A 17,483-nucleotide genomic window follows, 5' to 3' on the forward strand; every position below is an offset into this window, starting at 1 on the left:
GACGTTATGTGTTTGCGTGTGGTTAGACTAACGCCTTGAGCCCTATTACTGAATTCACTTGTTGTTATTAAGCTGATAAGCAGTGGTTATCAGTCAATACAACATAAAACGCCCCAGTTTAATCGGGGCGTTTATTCTTATGCCGTACCTAGTAGATTGGCAAGATTACTTTGATAGTGACCAAAGCAACATTTCCGTCGGCTTCACAGTAGCGACAATGCTCTCATCAATGATCTTCGCTGAGTCATTAATCATAGACTGATATTCTCGTGCATCGGCTGAAGACACTTTCTCGCCAGCTTCAGCTTTTGTTACCAGAGTCAGACCTAACTCAGCAATGTTCTGCGATGCCTTCGCTAACGCTACCGTATCTACCGACGCCACGTTGTTAGCAAACACCATAGCCGCCTCAGAAGAAGCGTTGAGCAATTGCTCATAATGACGTTTAAGCGACGTTAAAGCAGACTTGTCCCCATTAACGTATTGTGTCACCAAATCACGCATTTCGTACACCGTGTAGCTCTCTACCGGAAGCGCATCAGCGAAACGATTTAGGCGTTCGTGTTGATTGTATAAATCTCCTGGATTCTCAGTTTGAATCCATTTTTCCCAGTTGCGCGCATAGTATTGTGCAGGTTCGGTGTACTTCGTCAGCGCCAACAATGGTGTTATATCGCTACCATTTGCCAACCTCTGCATCATGATTCTTGCATCTGCATGGTGGCGCATACCCAGAGAAATTTCAGACCAATTATCAATAGCACGCATACGCTTATACATGCTTGCTTCATCAGTCAGCTCTTCATTTGACCAGAATCGCTCCGCAATTGCATAACTACGAGGCCAAATTCTGTTTTCCATCGTCATCGAGTTGATATTTTCACCCCAAACAGTGATTTCTCCACCCAATATCAGCTCTTGCTCTTGTTCGTTCAACTCAGCAGGATAGCCACCCGTTGGCTCAGGAATTGACGTTCCCTTTTGTGCTGAAGAGGCAACCAGTTTCCCCGTTGTTGGCCACCTTACGTTACCAATAAGCTGATAGCTCCCTTCGGCAAACTGTTCTCTCGCTAGTTTGAGGTTGAACTCTGTGTATGACATGAAGTTATCAAAATGGCCGCGGAATATCTTGCCCGGTTCATATTCTAAGATCTCAACTTCAGCGCGAGATTTTCCGTTGTAATCAGTAAAGGCACGAACCTTACCGTCTTTTGCTTGAATGATAGTGAGTAAGCCTTTACGTGGGCCGCCTTTGGTACGCGGTTTTTCCCACTGGTAGCTAACAAAACGTTCCCCTTCGTGAAGTTTATCGTCAACGGTGATGCCACTCGGCATCGGATCATTTCGATAGTGATAACTTGTAGGCTGTGGTTGATCTAAGTAATACCCAGTTGATAGCAACCCTTGGTAACCCTCTTGCGCCGCACGACCAATACTGTCATGACCTCGCCAGCTCTGAATCACGATCGATTTAGGAAGATCTTTATGCCAGATTTCGTCCCAGCCGCTCATCTTCTTACCACGCTCCTCGAGCATTTTTTCCACTTTCGCGTTGAGGTAAGACTGAAGACCTCGTTCACCATCAAGCTCTTTATCTTTGATAAATGTTTGAATTTCTGGATTTTCTTGCCATTGAATGTAGTTAGGCTCATCACCACCGATATGGAAGTATTCATCCGGGAACAGCTCAACGACTTCGTCGAATACACTTTCTAACATGACGTATAGTTCAGGGTTCGTCGGGTCCATCAGAGGCTCAAATACCCCCCATTCTCTCTGTTGCGGATAACTTTGTTCCCCTAACCCTGACATCAATTCTGGATAAGCATGTGCAACGGCTGATGCATGACCTGGTAACGAAATTTCAGGAACCACACGAATACCTAATTTACGTGCGTACTCCACAACATAACGAATTTGATCTTTGGTGTAATAGTCACCGTCCGTGGTTTTTTCCCACAGTTTGGTGTAGTTATCTAATTGAATTCGGATTCCTTGGTCATCCCAAATATGCCAATGGAACACGTTCATTTTCGCCGAGGCCATCGCATCAAGTTGGCGCAAAATCACTTCCATCTCAATGAAGTGACGAGATGTATCATAAGAAACACCACGCCATCTAAAGCGCGGTTGATCGACAATACTGATTGCCGGAACTGAGTAACCATTAGCATCAGTCTGGACCAACTGGAGAATGGTTTCAATGCCACGAATTGCACCATATGGGCGACTCGACTCTAAAACGATTTTGCCATCATTAATCGTTACCTTATATGATTCATCGGCATCAATATCTTGCACCTCACTCTTCGCTGGGGACTGAATATCGATAATAAGCGTCGCTTCATCCTCTGATTCAGCTTGCCAGTTAAGCGTTGGTAGACCTGTCTGACGTTCTAAGCGTTCCACAAAGCGTTTAGCCGTATATTCGACTCGATCAGAATTAAATCCCTTAATATAAATACTAAAATCTTTGTCTAACGTTACGCTTCCTTGACCTAATTCCACCGATTGTGGATAAGGCATTAAATTTAGATCAGTATTTGGTGCCATAGCCCATGCCGCCGTTGTTGTTAGTGAACCGGCTACCAATAAAGATAAGATACTTTTTTTCATTATTATTTCCTTAGAATACAAAGTTCAGACCAATACGATAGCGCCACTCAGTTTCGCCTTTATTTGGTCCGGGGATATAAATGTTTTTGTCTGCATCAACAATTTCTGCGTATGGCCTCATAAAATCTGAGTACTTGTAGAGAAATTTAACGGTATGCTCACGCGCGGTTTGCTGACCGTTAGCCAACTCTCCTGGATGATTAGTAATCTGGTCAAAATACGTATAGGCATACGACAGCATAAAGCGGTCTGAATTGTAGCCTGTCCAAACGTCATATCGGTTACGTCGGATGGTTTCCATATCGCCTTCGACATTCGGTGCTTCAGAGCTTGAGAAATCGTAACGGTAACGTCCGTGAATAAAGAAGCCGCTATCAAAGTTATAATTAAGCTTTAAGTAAGGCATATAGAATGTGTTGGAACTGAGAAAATTAAGCGTTAAACCTGGATTAACGACAAAATTATCGTTCACTGAATAGGTGTAATAGTTCGTTACTTCAGTATTAGAAAGTCGTAAATTGCTGCCAAAACTATCACCATAAGTACCGTGATTGACATTAGTCAGCATTTCAATGCCGTATCCATTGTTAAAGTGATGTCCAAGAATAATTCTGCTGCGATGTCTATCTGAGGGATCTCTATATTCATGACGCAAATCGAGATAAGTAGTTGCTGAATAAACCGAGGATGAAACCAGCGTTAATAAACTTATTGATATGATTTTTTTCATTAATAATTATCTATTTTAGGGTTGTCAAAGGGCTACCCAAGTAAATGGGCATAAAAACAAAAATAACTGGACTAAAAAGCGGCCAGCTTAATTACTGGCCGAATAACAACATAAAACTAGTTATCGTGTCGTGGCTACCGCTGCTCGCACAAGCTCACCAATGTGGTCCCACTGCTCGTTTTCGATCAACGATGTTGCGACCATCCACGTACCACCACAGCAATGAACTCTGTCGATAGATAGGTAGTCATTGACATTCACTTTGCTGATGCCTCCCGTTGGCATAAATGCAACATCACCGTAAGGCGCAAGTAGCGACTTAACCATGTTTACACCACCTGATGCTTCTGCAGGAAAAAACTTGAGGAAAGACAATCCTAACTCTAATGCTTGCTCAACTTGGCTTGGGTTATTCACGCCAGGGACAATGGCAATGTTGTTTTCTTGACAGTATTTAACCGTGTTGGGATTAAGGCCAGGAGCAACTATAAACTCAGCCCCTGCTTCAATAGCAAGATCTACCTGTTGTGAGTTCAAAACGGTACCCGCACCAATACACAATTCAGGATAAGCGTCTCTCATGGCCTTAATAGATGGCGCAGCCGCCTCGGTTCTGAATGTGACTTCAGCGACTGGAAGACCATTCTCGACTAAGGCCTTCGCTAAAGGAATCGCATGGTCCACATTGTTAATTTGAATAACAGGAATAACTTTGAATTGCTTTAATTTATTAATTAACGACATGTTGATCTCTTCACAGTAAATGATCCATAGCACCGAGTGGAACGATGGCGCCAGGGTGTTGAATAACGATAGCAGCAACAGAATGAGCAAACTCTGCAGATAACTCGCACGAGTGACCACTCAATCTGGCAGACAAATACCCCGCAGCAAAGGAGTCACCGGCAGCGCAGGTATCAATCACATTCGCAACTTTCGATGCTGCGACAAAGTGGGTATTAATCTGATTATTTTCTCGTATTATCACCTTACATGGCTCACAACCGCGTTTAATCACCACTTCTGGAATTTCAAATCGCTCACAACGTGACTCAATAGACTCTTCAATCCCCCATATTTCTCTATCATCATCTTCTGTGAGTAACGCGATATCCACATAAGGCAACAGCTTTTCATACCACTTTTGAGCGTCGGCTCTTTTCCAAAGCTGAGGACGGAAGTTATTATCAAATATGACTTTTTTGCCACTATCATGATGGTGTTTAGCCATAGTCAGCATTCGTTCCTTGGCACTATTGTTTAATATGGCTAAGCTGATTCCGCTGAGATAAAGCGCATCATGTTGGTTAGCGGCTAAAGCGACTTCTAGTTTACTTACCACATTGTCGAAGTAGTATGTTGCTGCACTGTCATTGCGCCAGTAAAGAAAGGTTCGTTCTCCATTTGCATCAGTTTCGACTAAATACAAACCAGGCTGCTTACCAGACACGGTTTCGATCAAACTCGTGTCGATATATTCATCGTTCCAAGCCTGTTTCATCTCAACTGACAGTTTGTCTTCACCCAGTCCCGTCGCGTAGGAAACGCTAATATCTCTATTGCGTCCAAGCCTTGCTAAATAAAGCGCAGTATTGAGAGTATCACCGCCGAATGTTCTTCTGAGTGGCTCCCCACTCAGTTCCACCATACATTCACCGAAGAAAGCTACTTTCATCAGGGCCTCTTAAAATAATAGGATTAGAAGAAGGAGTGCCGCGAGCACCCCTTGATAAGACCGAAATTACTCAGTCACTGGTGTTGGTTTTGCAGAAGTTTCTTGAGGAGCTGAGCCCAACTCCATTTGAGCGCGTTCAGCATCAAGAATCGCTTGAGCTTGCTCAGGGGAGACCTTATTTTCAGGTGTCATTAGACTAACCACAACACCAGCAATTGTTGCTACTGTCACTGATGGGATAACCGGATTGCCCCAGAAAGCAGTTAGGTCTGCGCTGAACATTACTGTGAATGATGCTGCCGATGCACCAATAAGTGTCGCAATCGCCCCCTGCCAAGTGTAACGTTTCCAAAAACGACCCAACATACCGCATACAAACATGCCAGACATGACAGTCGAGATCATCTTAGTGATATAGCCAATGATGTCATTCGAAGTTAGCGCGAATAACAGTGCAAAGCCGATAACAACAACCAATGCTAGACGAGAGTAGTTCAGCATTGACTCTTTATTTGGCACTCGGCCGGTGAACATTACATATACATCACGAAGAAGGATTGAAACGCCCGCTATAGCGTCTGAACTTGCGCTTGACATTGTTGCCGACAAGCCCGCGATCAGAACGATCATACCGACCCCTACCGGTAGTACAGTCGCTGCTATATAAGGGAATGCGAAATTGGCATTGTCCAGGCCTGGTTCAATCGCATGAGCAGCCATACCGATAATTGCCGGGATAATTGAGAAGAACAGATACAAAACACCAGACAATACAAATGAACGGCGAATAGTTGAAACATTCTTACCCGAGTAGATTCTTTGACGGAAAGATGGCGTCGCTAACACACCAACACCAATGACCACGGCTAGAGAGACTGCAGGAATAAGTCCAAGTTTTTCTATCGCAAGGAAGCTTGTTGCCGCTGGGTCCATCGCTTCGTAAAGATTGTCCATACCACCGATGTGTTGAACAGATAGAACCGCCATCAAAATGAAGCCAACAAATAGGATAATTGCTTGGATAGTGTCAGTCCAAACTACCGCTGTGTAGCCGCCGATGACAACATAAATTGTGAACGCCGCTGCGATGATGACTTTTGCTACGTTGAGGTCAATATCTGCAATCCACGCCAAATACATACCGCCACCAAGAATATGAGCACCAAGCCAACCAATAGAAGCAATAAAGATAAGCACGCCTACGACATTTTTGACGACACGGTTGGCACCGACGTAATACGCAAGCTCTTCACTCATCGTCATGAAATTAAGCTTACGAACTGGTGCAAACCAAAGGGCTAATAGTAGGATACCTAACGCACCGCCAATACCATAAAGCGCTCCAGCCCAACCATTCGCGTAACCAAAGCCGACCGCTCCCATACTTGATCCAGTACCAACCATGGTTGCGACTGTCGTCCCTAGTACTAGGAACAGGGGTAAACCACGTCCACCTAACAAAAAGTCTTCACCAGACTTTTGATTTCGTGACACGAACCATCCTAGCCAAATTAGAAAACACACATATATTCCGAAGCCGGATAAAAATAGTGTACTGTTCATTGAACACCTCCAGAGATATAAGTGACCAATTTAAGCCACTTACCGTTTTACGTTATTTTAAACTCAGAAGTAAGATGCACTTCTGAATTAAGTCCATTTAGATTGTAAATATTTATATTTTTGTGAAGGGCATTCACTAGAATGCCCCTAATATTAATTTAAGTAATATATAATAAGTATTTAATTAGCGACGGTCTTCGCGGTAGCACGTTACATCAACTTCAACTTTTACGTCGACAACAAGATCACATACCATACAAATGCGAGCAGGTGGGTTTGCACCGAAAAACTCTTTAAACACTTTATTAAATGACTGGAAGTAGCGTGAATCTGTCAGAACGACTTTGACATGTACTACATCTTCAAGGCCATACCCTGCTTCTTCCATAATGTCTACGCAGTTCTGGATTGCTAGACGAGATTGATCAACAATCCCTCCTTCAACGACTTCGCCGTCAGTCATTGGCGTTTGACCTGAAACGTAAAGAAAGCCTCCCGCTTCAGTTGCGCGAGCGAACGGTAAATGTTGACCACCTGTACCTACACCACCTTCTACACCATAGCGCTTAATCGTCATTTCAATTCTCCAATTATCTATTCTTTAACTAATTTTATATTTCCAAGAGCAATTATTGCTCATTTAAATATTACTTCTCTTGGCGATAAATAAATCGACCAAATCTATTTACAGCAACAGTTTTATTTGAGTAGCTAATGTTTCCATTAACCAAAACACACTCAATTCCATCAGCAACTGAAATAGGGTTTTCAAATGTAGCGGTATCTTTTATTTTCTGTTTGTCGAATATCACGATATCAGCGAACGCACCTTCGCGAATGACACCTCGATTCGATAGGTTGTATCGTGTCGCAGACATACCCGTCATCTTGTGTACCGCTTCTTCCAAAGGAAATAGTTCGCGATCTTGACAGTAATGGCTCAACACTTTGGGGAATGTCCCCCAAAGACGTGGATGAGGATGAGGATCATTGGGTAAACCATCTGAGCCCACCATCGTCAAACGATATTTCAAGACTCTTTCAACGTCTGCTTCATCCATACAGTGATAAACAGCGCCAGCAGGTTGCAAGGCTTTTGCCGCTTCAACAAGAGGCAATTCCATCTGCTTTGCGATGTCAGCGAGCATTTGTCCTGCGCATTCTGGTTTTGATTCAGACCACGTAATGAAAATATCAAAATCTTCAGTTACTTGTTTTAAATCTAACGTTGACGAGCTTGCAGAATATGGGTAACAGTCGCAAGAGACATCTTGATGAGCTGATGTCTTCTCCATCAAATCAAGAACTTCAACCGTACGACCCCAATTACCAGCACCTGCACATTTTAGATGTGAGATAACAACGGGCACTTTCGCGTGCTTTCCAGTCTCAAACGCCTCTTCCATCGCATGCAAGATTTCTTCAAACTCAGTACGCATGTGCGTGGTATAGATACCATCATGCTCAGCAAGAACCTCAGCTAAACGCATGACTTCACTGGTTGTTGCCTGTTTGGCACTGGCATAGGCCAAGCCGGAACTTAAACCTAACGCACCTTGTTGCATCGCTAAATCAAGCGTTGACCTCATCGAAGCTAACTCTTGCTCGCTGGCTTCTCTGAAAAGGTCATTCATCACGTTATTGCGTAACGTAGTGTGGCCGACTAGAGCCGCGACATTCACAGCTGGTTCTGCTGAAGACACCGCGTCGGCGTATTGAGCAAACGTCGGATACTTAAAATCTTCCTGTTTGCCTAACAAGTTCATTGGATCCGGCGGCGCGCACTCCAATACAGCAGGCGATGCACTGATACCACAATTACCGACGATCACCGTGGTAACACCCTGACTGATTTTTGGTAAGCAATCAGGATAGCGAATAACATTAGTATCGTCATGAGTATGTACATCAATAAAGCCAGGACTGACGATCAAACCTTCAGCGTCAATAACAGATGTCGCTTTTCCGTTTGTTAATTCACCAATTTTGACTATTCGATCTTTTACTAACCCCACATCCGCTTTGTACGCTGGAGTATTGGTACCATCGACGATTTCTGCATTTCTAATAATTATGTCGAACAACATGACCTTCTCTCTCAGTTCGTGCATTTCACACAGACAATCATAGATATTTACCCACACAAACACAGTGACTAATTACACAATTCCAACCATAAAGTTTGATAGTTTCCAACATTAGTATTATCATTGTTACCATCAAACATTAAATATCAATAACTTAGGCTATGTTAGAAAGAGCGCCATCAATGATAGATTTAAAAGATAATGATAGAAACAAACAAGAAACTGTACCGGTGCCATTTGGCAGAGGAATGAAAGGAGTACCAGTAACGGCAGAACTTAAGGCTAAGTACAGCCTGATAAATGAAGAAATCAGCCTACCCGTAGCAGTTATTAACAAACAAGCACTACTGAATAACATGGACTGGATGCAAGCTTTTGCCAACTATCATGGTGTTTTGCTTTGTCCACATGGAAAAACCACCATGACTCCAGACTTTTTCGCCTTGCAAAAGCAAAAGGGTGCATGGGGGATAACAGTAGCGACGGCACCACAAGCAGAAACAGCAGCTATCGCAGGGTTAAGAAATATCATGATAGCTAACCAACTGGTTGGTAAAGCCAATATGGCAATGGTGGCTCGTATTAAGAAAGAGGCTCAAGCTAGAGTCATCGTCTGCGTAGATTCAGCCATTAACGCTGACCAATTGGAGCAGTTCTTTTCAACCATGGATGTGAACATTGAAGTATTAATTGAATACGGTGTTGTTGGGGGTCGCTGCGGTTGCAGAACGAAACAAGAGGTAGTCGAACTTGCTAAACATATTAGTACTCTATCTCATGTCTCTTTGGTCGGAATCGAGGTCTACGAGGGGGTCATTCATGGGGGAGATGAAGAGTCTCTCGTTAGGGCTTTCTTAACAGACACTATTAAACTTGGACGCGACCTCATCAGTCAGGAGCTGCTGCCTAGCAAGCCTATTCTTACCGGAGCTGGATCCGCATGGTATGACGTTGTGGCAGAGACCTTTGCTCATTTGAATGACTTTCAGGCCGTGATTCGACCAGGTTGCTATGTTATTCATGACACAGGGATCTATCTAGATGCCCAAGAAAAAGTCATGGCCAGAGCCGTTAAAAATGGCGGTTATGCTTGTGAGTTGGGTGGCGACCTATCGTCCTCGCTCGAAGTGTGGGCGTATGTAATTTCTAGACCAGAGCCGACCAAAGCGATCGTAGGACTCGGTAAGAGGGATGTCGCCTTCGATGCGGGACTGCCGATCCCAGAACGTATCTACCGTGCAGGTGCTGAAATCAACGAAAGTAAGATCATTGCTACTGATGTTATGGACCAACACACATTTTTGTCCATTCCACCGGAGTCGTCACTTCAAGTTGGTGATATGATTGCGTTCTCAACGTCACACCCATGCCTTACGTTTGATAAATGGCGTCTTCTCGCGATCAGCGACAATGAGCATAACGTTGAACAATGGGTAGAAACGGCTTTTTAGAGGAAAAGTTTTGACCGTAGAAGTAGACATCATATCTCAGATCACGGAGCGCTATAGCGCGCTTCGTGATGCTGAAAAGAAAGTGGCAGATTTAATTACCGACGACATACATTCTGCCGCCAACGCGAGTATTACCGAACTTGCACAGCAAGCAAGCGTTAGTGAAGCGACTATTACTCGATTTGCCAAGGCTGTAGGTTGCCTTAATGTTAGAGATCTTAAGATCAAACTGGCGCAATCACTCGCCGTTGGACAGCGCTTCATCATTGAACCACCTGACCAAACAAGCCACCAAGGCATTTACGAATCGATCAAACAGGCGTTGGATATCAACCGTGCGCTCATCAATGAAGCCGATATTAGCCAAGCTGTTACCATGCTACACTCAGCTAGACAAATTATCGCAGTGGGTGTGGGTGGCGGTTCGACTATTACCTCGCAAGAGCTTCAACATCGTTTATTTAGACTAGGTTACCCTGTAGTCTCATACAACGATGGTCTGCTTACTAGAATGGTAGCTGCTACTGCAGACGCTAACGATGTCATGGTGGTCATCTCCGCAACGGGGCATACCCCTGTTATCGTCGAAACCGCAGAAATTGCTCAGCAATACGGGATTAGAGTGATAGCCATAACCCCTGCTGACTCACCTTTAGCAAAGCTCAGTGATATTGTTCTTCCCATTATTCACAAAGAAACCGACTTCATCTACAAACCGTCGGCGTCTCGCTACGCTATGTTAGCTCTGGTTGACGTATTGTCGATGGAGCTTGCCGTCAATCACAAGCGTCGCTCTCGTGACCGCTTACGTCGCCTCAAACTCGCTCTAGATACTCACCGCACAGGCAGTGATCGCCAACCTTTAGGTGATTAAAAGTATTCAAACATGAACGCAATTGTGAACTAGCGTTCATGTTTGGTTCATATTGATTGCTCTATTATCTAACCATCAAGGAGCGATGCACATAAAGACTCATCCATTTTCCGACGCTGTTTATCAAGAGAGGTCATTATGAAAAAAGCACTCCTAACCGTTAGCGCCGTATTTATTGGCTTTGTTGCGATGATGTTCAGTTTGATCATGGCAATTCCACTTACCATTGCTGCATATGTCACAGGTAATCGTATTAAGAAAGAGCTCGACAAAGAGTTAGCTCAACAGCGCCAAAATATGCAAGGCAATACAATAGAAGGTGAATATGAAGAAGTCTCGTCCAAGTAGTTCTGCTATTCGCGAAATACGTTCGCGACATAAAAGAAAACTGGTCGCGCTTGTCTTCTATATTTCTGTATTCATCACAGCAGGTGTATTTGGTTGTTCTGCCAAGAACACTAACCCTGCATACCAAAAAGCAAAGGCACTCCCAGCCTATCAGCAAGCTTCGTTTGAGCAATACATCCAAGATACTCAACGATGGCTTGCTGAAAACCGTGCATTCAAATCTGACGATCATCAACAAGAGATCGTGCTCAATAGTCCCTTTGAGCTAGTGCCTGACTTCCCTAATGGTCAAGCCATATTGTTAGTACACGGACTTGGTGACTCACCCTACTCATTTCACGACATTGCGGAACATTTGGTTAAGCAAGGCTATTTAGTTAGAGCAATTTTACTTCCCGGGCATGGCAGTAAGGCCGGTGATTTGCTGCTGCCTAGCTACTCTGACTGGGAAAATATCGTTTCGCACCATACTCAGCTACTGCTTAAAGAATACGCTAACGTTTGGCTAGGCGGATACTCTACCGGCGCTAATCTTGTGACTTCCTATGCACTGAATGATGATCATGTCTCTGGGCTGTTGCTCTTCTCTCCAGCATTCCAACCCAAATCGGAAGCAGTCAAATACGCGCGCTTTGCAAGTTACTTCATAGACTGGGCTGACCAAGACCCAGAGAACAATGTACTACGCTACAATTCGCTGCCTATGAATGGCGCAGCCGTCTACTACCAAACGGCAAAAGTCGTACAAGATAACCTCGCGACTCATTCTTTCGTCAAGCCAACGTTAATGGTGTTGAGTGAAGCCGATAGTGTTGTCGATACCACCGCGGCCTCCCAAGCATTCCAAAACCAGTTTATCCATGCTGAAAGCAGACTTATTTGGCAAGGAGAACACCCTCCTCACGGTCAGAGAATTGTGAGTCAAACGATGGTTTTGCCTGAATATCGCGTTTCCAACGGCTCTCATATGGGTATGCTATTCAGCCCTAACAATCCTTATTATGGGCAGAGTGGTACGATCACCATTTGTGATAACGGTCAACGTGACATTGACTATGCAAACTGCCAGTCAGGCCATCAGGTATGGTATTCCGCTTATGGTTATCAAGAACCAAACAAAATCCATGCACGGTTAACCTTCAACCCTCATTTCCAAGAGCTTGTGAAATCTATTGATTTAGTAATGAAACCTGACTCCTAGCTACAAATCAATTGTTTCTTTTATAATCACATAGCTCTTCAGAATAGACATTTTTGTTGATATCAGTTCCAAAAATGATAATTTGACGATGATAATTTAAACATTTACAATACGACATACCAATTATTTCTTGTTAACCTATCAGTGCTAATAGCTACCCGACTGTGTTTCTTGTTCACCATTATTCTGTTTGCGTTAAGCTCTAGGGCCGTTTATGCCCAATTTTCCCCTCTCGCGCTCATAGAAGACAAACCCTACAAAGAAACGGTACTTGCCTTGAATGCAGTACGTTACTCAAGTTTTAGTCATGGAGTCGAGCTCTTAGCGCAGCTTCAACGAAGCGCGAAGATTGGACACGATCCGATTGCAAGCTATTACTATTACCTTGGCAAATTCAAACATCATCGGGCACACAAACGTCCCTTGGAAGCACGTAAAGCATTAGATGCCATGCAACAAGTCGGCATCGAAAGAAATGTGCCTTGGATAGTGGCAGAGAGTGATATGTGGTTAGCGACCTTTGATATTACCGATGGTCGCTATGATGTCGCTTTACAACGAGCAAACCGCGCACTGCTGGCCGCCAAAAAGCTGCGTTACTTGCACCTTGAAGCAAGGACACACAACCTCATCGCAGTCATCCACTCCAGTCAAAATAGACAGTTACAAGCAAAAAAAAGCTATACCGCAGCATTGGAGATTTTCCGTAGTATTGGTGACGCCGCGTATGTGGTCAAAGTTATTTCCAACATCTCTTTAATCTATGCCGACTTAGAAGAATGGGATAAAGCGCTTGAATACAACCAAGAGGGCTATTTTTGGCTCCAGAAGAGTCATCAACCGCAATTAGAACAAGAGGCGATACTCGCCCTCAATCGATCTATCATCGCTGGTAATATTGGTAGCATGAGTGAACAGTCAGAGTATCTTGACTTAGCAGAACTAAAGGCAGATCAGCTCGGTGACGTTAGCCTGATCGCCAATGTTAAAAGTAATAAAGCTTACAACTTACTTGAGCAAGGGCATTATCAACAAGCTAAATTGTTCGCTCAAGAGTGCTTATCCTTAGCTGAAAAACATCAGATAAAAACCCAAATTCCTCATTGCATTACACACCTTGGACGGGCTCTGAGTTTTCTTGGGAACAGCAGCAAAGCGGAGTCATTGTTGATTAGTGCCAAAGATCAATTCATTGCTCTCAAAGATCCTCTCAATACGGCGAAAGCATACAACCAACTCGCAAACTTTTATGCTCATCAGCAGCACTTTGATGCTGCGTATAAGTATGCTCGGCTTTACCAAGAAGAGAATGAGATCCTACTTTTCGATAAACGTCAAAAAGCGCTATTTGAACTAGAGCAAGTACATGCCGATTCCGAGCAGCAGCATAAAATCACCCAACTTCATACGGAGAACAAGCTCAAACAAACTCGCATAGATTACCAAGAGTCTAAGGAAAAAATGTGGGCAGCCATTTTTGTTGCCGGTATGTTTGGCTTTTTGTTGCTGTTTAAAAGTAAGAATACACTTCAACAACAAAACCTTTCCTTGTTGTCGACCAATCATTCGTTGCGCGAGCAAAGCATGCTGGACTCACTCACGCGTATACCAAATCGCCGTTTTGCAGAGCATTATCTTAGTGGTGATCGAGCTCTACCTGGAAAAGGGCATATTGCTATTGGTCTAATTGATATTGACCACTTTAAAGATATCAACGACAAATTAGGTCATGCTGCAGGGGATATTGTCTTACAAGAGATTGCTCAAACACTTAACAGCACCTTGTCAAAGGACGAGCTGCTAGCACGCTGGGGCGGTGAAGAGTTTCTGATCATTGTCCGTGCAGACACGCTTTCTCAATTGCAAGAGCGCTTAACTACACTTCGAACCACCGTTGAAACGACCAACCTCTATTTTGACGAAGGTCGATTAACGGTTACTGCGTCTATTGGTGCAACCTTGTTAAGTCCTGCAAACTACCAAAAGCATTGGCGTAACATGCTCGACATTGCGGATAAGCGCCTTTATCAAGCCAAATCTGAAGGACGCAATAAAGTCGTCTTCTCCTGAGTATTAACTAGATGTAGCTTAAAAACTCAAATTAGTAAGCAGAAAGATAGTTGTTTAGGTACTGTTTTGGAGTGATACCTCGGTACTTCTTAAACATACGGCTAAAACTGGTCATATTGGTATAACCTAGGCTCTCAGCGATTTGCTCCATAGGTGTGCCCAGCACAATTTGCTTCACCGCTTCCCCAGATAGAACGAATCCGACCACTGAGGTAAAGTTTAACCCCGAGGCTTGTAGCCGTCTTTGTAATTGCTGTTCCGACAGACCCAACAATTCCGACACCTTCGCTAACGTTGGAATGCCAAAATGGCGCGAATAATTCACTACCTCATACAACACTTTCATATGATCTTGAGAGTCTGGCATATTCAAGTAGTTGTCGAGATCTGCAAAACTCATAGAAAGCTTTTCTGCGGCTAATGAAGGTATCTTGTTGCCTTGTAAACGTAGCTTGTTGGGTAACCAAACCTCTGTTTGATTGTGTCCCCATTCGATTGGACACCCAAAATAGGCCTCGTATTTACTTCGATTCGTTTTAGTACCAGATATACAAACACGATCAGGAACAAACTCTTCCCCAAGATAGCGCTTCAATACATTACACATGAAGTTTGCAACTCTGACACCATCATCGGCTTTTGCGGGTGCAGAAATTGAACTGTTGTAATACGTCCACTTAACAATTGGGCCCACTACTTCACCACTGAGAAAAGCCCCAGATTGAATACAAGTAATACCAAAATTAATGCGACGAATGGTCGAGGCAAGATCATGACCCGAAAAAAACCAGCGGCTCATAGAACCAAGTCTATCAATCGACATTTGGCTGACAAGATTGAGCACAGCGTCCGGATCTCCCGTTACCAACTCAATGTTCTCATAGAATTGATTAAGAACGGAAACCGGAATTAATGTCATTGGAAACTCGAGAGCTTTAGCAGGGATCCCCAATTCTTCTGGTTTCACACCGTAAGTTTTGTGGAGGTTTCTGACCAACCCTGCAATACCCATCGTTCTTACAAAGTGTACATTCTCAAACATAGCGTCACCAGATGATATCAATTACCTCAAAACATGTTGATTCTTGATGAAATCTATCATTTTGTAAATGTTTATTTCTATGTCGAATAGACTCTCATTTCTTCTATATCTAATAAGGTAAATCAATGAGCCTACTGAGTGTTCCCTTTGTCGGAACAAGCGCTGACACCGCATTGCACGTCGTCTCAGGAATCGTATTAGTCGCAAGTGTCGTTGCCGCGGTATATGGTTTTTGGCGTATCCACGAGCTTCCTATCAATAAAGCACACAGCAAAGATCATCATCAACTAGGTCTAATCACAGCCCTCACATGGATAGGCTTTATCTGGCACTGGGTGTGGGTACTGGCCGTCATCATTGCCTTTGTAGACATGGAGAAAGCGATTGTTCGACTTAGAGATATCTGGCACGGCAAAGAAGATAAAACGGAGAACACAACATGTTAGAGGGTTTAGCAGTTTGGGCTCTATTTATTTATCTACTGCGATTAATAGGCATGCCATGGAACAAATTTTCTAAAGGCTTCGCCTATATTGGTGGCGTCGGCTGGCTAATGTTCGTTTGGGTTGGATTGATTAACTATACCCCGATGGACCTTTCCGGTGGTTCTTTGGTTCAGGCTCCGCATATTCAACTTCGTCCAGATTCCTCTAATGTGACGGGGAAAGTCATTAAGCTGCACATCAAGCCCAACCAACAGATAGAGAAAGGTCAGCTTATCTATGAGATTGACCCGAAGCCTTATCAGATCGCACTAGATCAAGCGGTAATACAACACGACGCAGCACAAGTGGCATTAGATAGCGCGATCCAAGATGTCGAAATATCGAAATCTAGCTATCTTTCTGCACAAAAGAGTGTTGAAACGACGGCAAGTCAGCTTCGCTCTGCTCAGGTAGATTACACGTTACAACGAAAAATGCTGAAACGCTTCCAAGAGCAGAACGCCGTGGTTAATAACACAATCACCGAAAGTGACATAGACAAGCAGATTAGCATTGTTGAAGTGGCAAAACACAAAGTAAAAACCACCGAGGCACAACTAGATAAACGCCGAGTGGATGCAAACAAGGCACTACTTTCTATCAGTAAATATGAATATGCCGTGGACAGCAGAAGGAATGATTTACGAAACACTACGGAATCTGTCGAACGCGCTCAGTGGGACCTCGACAGTACCATGGTTTATGCACCAACTGATGGCTTTGTTACCAACTTCATTCTTCGAGAAGGGCAGTTATTATCGCGAGTGCCACGATTGCAAATGTACACCAACGAAAAGTACGTACTAATGCGTGTTAATCACCAAGCTATTCGAAACGTTAAAACTGGGCAACCCGCTGAATTTTCTACATCCGTTTACCCGGGACATGTTTTCGCCGCAGAAGTGGAAGGCATTATCGAAGCAACGGGCGAATCGCAAGGTACATTGCTTGCCATTGATCAGTCAGTCCGCACCACTACTGGTAAGAACCTTAACAACAAGCATCACTTTGTGCGCTTGAAAATACAAGAAACTGAAGGTTATGACATTCCGGTAGGCGCTGTTGGACTAGCTTGGGTGAGCGGAGAAAAACCAATAGGTTTTCTTGCTTTCTTAGACGTCATTCGAGGCATCATCTTGAGAATGAAGTCGCAGCTTTACTTCTTCTACTCGATTTAAACACGTCTACTACCGATAACAAGCTGTAGGTTATCAGTTCCCTTTGCCACCTTTAACGGGTGGCTTTTTTGTAATTTGAAGGAGCTTGTGTTCTGTGGCACGGCAAGCAGACAAAGTGCCCTACTTTGTCCTAAAGTCTTAGTATCCTAACAACAAGGAGAAA

Annotated in this window: 15 protein-coding genes; 7 read left to right on the plus strand and 8 right to left on the minus strand. The window is 43.8% G+C overall.

The features are described from left to right. Positions 1–165: 165 nt before the first annotated feature. From AWH66_RS23115 to AWH66_RS23145, 7 genes are all read right to left on the minus strand, one after another. Positions 166–2,616: a family 20 glycosylhydrolase gene (locus tag AWH66_RS23115; protein ID WP_063603273.1), complete on the minus strand. Its 2,451-nt coding sequence runs from the start codon at positions 2,614–2,616 to the stop codon at positions 166–168. Between the two features lie 10 nt (positions 2,617–2,626). Continuing rightward, the gene (locus AWH66_RS23120) at positions 2,627–3,346 is read right to left on the minus strand and encodes an oligogalacturonate-specific porin KdgM family protein (RefSeq protein WP_063603272.1); all 720 of its coding nucleotides are present in this window, start codon (positions 3,344–3,346) and stop codon (positions 2,627–2,629) included. A 120-nt stretch (positions 3,347–3,466) separates the two neighbouring features. Then, positions 3,467–4,090, minus strand: coding sequence for a bifunctional 4-hydroxy-2-oxoglutarate aldolase/2-dehydro-3-deoxy-phosphogluconate aldolase (locus AWH66_RS23125; protein WP_063603271.1), 624 nt, complete (start codon positions 4,088–4,090; stop codon positions 3,467–3,469). A gap of 10 nt (positions 4,091–4,100) precedes the next feature. Further along, the gene (locus AWH66_RS23130) at positions 4,101–5,021 is read right to left on the minus strand and encodes a sugar kinase (RefSeq protein ID WP_063603270.1); all 921 of its coding nucleotides are present in this window, start codon (positions 5,019–5,021) and stop codon (positions 4,101–4,103) included. Between the two features lie 66 nt (positions 5,022–5,087). Beyond that, complete coding sequence (locus AWH66_RS23135) at positions 5,088–6,584, minus strand: sodium:solute symporter family protein (protein WP_063603269.1); 1,497 nt, start codon at positions 6,582–6,584, stop codon at positions 5,088–5,090. Positions 6,585–6,768: 184 nt separating this feature from the next. After that, positions 6,769–7,161, minus strand: a complete 393-nt coding sequence (locus AWH66_RS23140; protein WP_006069083.1) for a RidA family protein — start codon at positions 7,159–7,161, stop codon at positions 6,769–6,771. A 70-nt stretch (positions 7,162–7,231) separates the two neighbouring features. Next, positions 7,232–8,671 (minus strand): N-acyl-D-amino-acid deacylase family protein, encoded by a 1,440-nt coding sequence (locus AWH66_RS23145; protein ID WP_063603268.1) that lies wholly within the window; start codon positions 8,669–8,671, stop codon positions 7,232–7,234. Between the two features lie 182 nt (positions 8,672–8,853). Between AWH66_RS23145 and AWH66_RS23150 the strand changes: the two genes are divergently transcribed. The 5 genes from AWH66_RS23150 to AWH66_RS23170 all read left to right on the plus strand — a co-directional run bounded on the left by AWH66_RS23150 (position 8,854) and on the right by AWH66_RS23170 (position 14,615). Next, positions 8,854–10,122, plus strand: coding sequence for an amino acid deaminase (locus AWH66_RS23150; protein ID WP_063603267.1), 1,269 nt, complete (start codon positions 8,854–8,856; stop codon positions 10,120–10,122). Between the two features lie 10 nt (positions 10,123–10,132). After that, positions 10,133–10,996 (plus strand): MurR/RpiR family transcriptional regulator, encoded by an 864-nt coding sequence (locus tag AWH66_RS23155; protein WP_038226420.1) that lies wholly within the window; start codon positions 10,133–10,135, stop codon positions 10,994–10,996. A gap of 138 nt (positions 10,997–11,134) precedes the next feature. Then, the gene (locus AWH66_RS23160; RefSeq protein WP_006069087.1) at positions 11,135–11,344 is read left to right on the plus strand and encodes a hypothetical protein; all 210 of its coding nucleotides are present in this window, start codon (positions 11,135–11,137) and stop codon (positions 11,342–11,344) included. Continuing rightward, entirely contained in the window at positions 11,322–12,545 is a 1,224-nt protein-coding gene (locus tag AWH66_RS23165) for an alpha/beta hydrolase (RefSeq protein WP_063603266.1), read from the plus strand. Before AWH66_RS23160 ends, AWH66_RS23165 begins: the two co-directional genes overlap by 23 nt. A 171-nt stretch (positions 12,546–12,716) precedes the next feature. Beyond that, entirely contained in the window at positions 12,717–14,615 is a 1,899-nt protein-coding gene (locus AWH66_RS23170) for a tetratricopeptide repeat-containing diguanylate cyclase (protein ID WP_143081566.1), read from the plus strand. Between the two features lie 31 nt (positions 14,616–14,646). Here the strand turns inward: AWH66_RS23170 and AWH66_RS23175 are convergent, their stop codons facing one another. Beyond that, a complete protein-coding gene (locus AWH66_RS23175; protein ID WP_063603264.1) occupies positions 14,647–15,657 on the minus strand; it encodes an AraC family transcriptional regulator in 1,011 nt (336 codons plus the stop codon). 125 nt (positions 15,658–15,782) lie between these two features. On the opposite strand from AWH66_RS23175, the gene AWH66_RS23180 reads away from it, so the two are divergent. Continuing rightward, on the plus strand, positions 15,783–16,103 hold the full coding sequence (locus tag AWH66_RS23180) for a hypothetical protein (protein WP_063603263.1): 321 nt from the start codon (positions 15,783–15,785) through the stop codon (positions 16,101–16,103). Next, entirely contained in the window at positions 16,097–17,320 is a 1,224-nt protein-coding gene (locus AWH66_RS23185; protein WP_063603262.1) for an HlyD family secretion protein, read from the plus strand. The genes AWH66_RS23180 and AWH66_RS23185 overlap by 7 nt, the downstream gene beginning before the upstream one ends. The last annotated feature ends 163 nt before the right edge of the window (positions 17,321–17,483 follow it).

Source organism: Vibrio barjaei, from assembly GCF_001639065.2.
Classification (GTDB): domain Bacteria; phylum Pseudomonadota; class Gammaproteobacteria; order Enterobacterales; family Vibrionaceae; genus Vibrio; species Vibrio barjaei.